We start from the raw sequence: 1,894 nt of genomic DNA, 5'->3' as shown, positions 1-1,894 counted from the left end.
TTTCTACACTTTTCCACAAAATATCACAAGCAGGCTAAACAAAGTCTAAACAATTCGATCAATGAACGTGTAAATACAAAAAAGAGGTACCCCATTGTCAACTTTAATGACGTTGAGATACACTCTTCTCGTTCAAATAATCTACCACTCAATGCATATTAAGCTTATCAGCAAAACCTAGCAATCTTGTGACCTCTTCCTGCGGCTTCATTCCAAATTCAGTTAGCAGCATCACTCTAAGCACCTCATACTGCTTCATTGCTGAGACGCGGTTATTCGCGAGCACTAGTACGTGAATGAGCCTTTCATGTATGTACTCATTCAGCGAATCATGTACAAGCGCCTTCCGCAGCAGTTCCGCAGCCGCATCATAATGCCCTAGCTTCACCTCACGTTCGTGGAGGTGAAGTAACATTGTTATATATTCTCTTTCCATACGAATACGTGTTGAATCTGCCCATACGTACGAAGTACCCGCCAAATATCCCTCTCCGTATAATTGAACAAGCTCAGCAGCATAGTCCTGCAACAGGATGTCATCGAGTTGCGTCCCGTTGGCCAGCATACGATCCCATTTATCAAGATCACAGTCCAATTGATTCAACTCAATACGGTACCCGCCTTCCACATGTTGAACGATGCCGTCAAGCCCTATTTGGTTTAATGCTTTTCGCAAATAGTGAGTTGTTGTATTAAACTGCGCTCCTGCCCGTTCAACATTAACCTCTCCCCACAAATAATCGAGAATACGGTCTCTGCTTACTGCCTCGCCGCGATGGTGAACGAGAAATGCCATCATCTCCTCGGTTTTTGATGTCCGCCATTTAATCGCAGTTCCGTACTCAGTCTCTATCCGCAACAGCCCAAAACATCTAATTTTAATTCGTGGCGGAGATTGATAGACATTAAACGCTTGTAATAATTGATTTGTATAATCGGATACATCCGTCAAGTCCATGCCTTTGTCTCCATACGACTTCACATACATAGACAACAGTTCTGCCAGCGCTGGTCCTTCGTCCACAAAGCTGCGAATGAAACCTTGAGGTTCGGCAAGACGTAGAGCGTTATCCAGTTTCGCAAGTGCTTGTTCAATCTGATTGTTGCGATACAGCGTCATGCTTTGTAGAATAAGAACACGAATGCGATCTCGCAGACGGTTCTCCTTCGTCAATAGATCATACAGCCGTTCTGCAAGAGATAGCGCCGAATCAAGTTGTCCGCATGCTGAAAGCACGCGAACGAGCGCCAATTGTTCAGAAGCTTTGTCCAGCGTTACTTCATCCGAATACGATTGTCCGCACCGCGACCACCACAGTCGAGCCGACTCCACGTCACCTTGTCGCACCGCCAAGCTCGCTTGTTCTGCTTCAATTTTTCGTATAAAAATATCGTAATCAGGTGAATCGATCTTCCATTTAATTTGCTCCAGCATCTCCATCGCTTCTCGCGAGTTTCCCTTGGCTTGTTGAATTATCGAAGCAGCCACAAAGATCTGAAGCCGATTGCGAGGAACCGGCGCGAATCCGTCTGTATGTATTACGCGGTTGATCCATTCCTCCGCTTCCTCTAACCGATTCCACTCGTACAATACTTTAGCATAGGAAGCATACATTGGTGTCGCATACGGATGGTTACCACGATTACTCCAATGTGTTAACATCTTGGAAAAGAATCGTACTGCATCATAGTAATCGTTAATGAAGCAAAGATGATCKTCAAACTCATCAACTGCACTATGATTATTGTTGCCGGCCCGAATAAAGAAGCTTTGATCAGGTGCGTACCGATCGCCAAGGATAAAATAGTCAGCCACGACTGAAAGGTTTCTTTCCGCATAAGCAGCAGCACCGCATACATTATAGATATCTCCCATTAACGCACGCCATACATC

General features: G+C 45.0%; 1 protein-coding gene. It reads right to left on the bottom strand.

Going from position 1 to position 1,894, the window contains the following annotated elements; genetic code table 11:
* Window positions 1-148: 148 nt before the first annotated feature.
* Window positions 149-1,894 (bottom strand): BTAD domain-containing putative transcriptional regulator (locus AB4Z17_RS33310; protein ID WP_441964721.1); only part of this gene is annotated, 1,746 nt, incomplete at its 5' end.

The organism is Paenibacillus sp. TAF43_2, from assembly GCF_052113545.1.
GTDB lineage: Bacteria > Bacillota > Bacilli > Paenibacillales > Paenibacillaceae > Pristimantibacillus.
The sequence above is the reverse complement of the archived record's forward strand: the minus strand, read 5'-3'. Positions and strand labels throughout refer to the sequence as shown.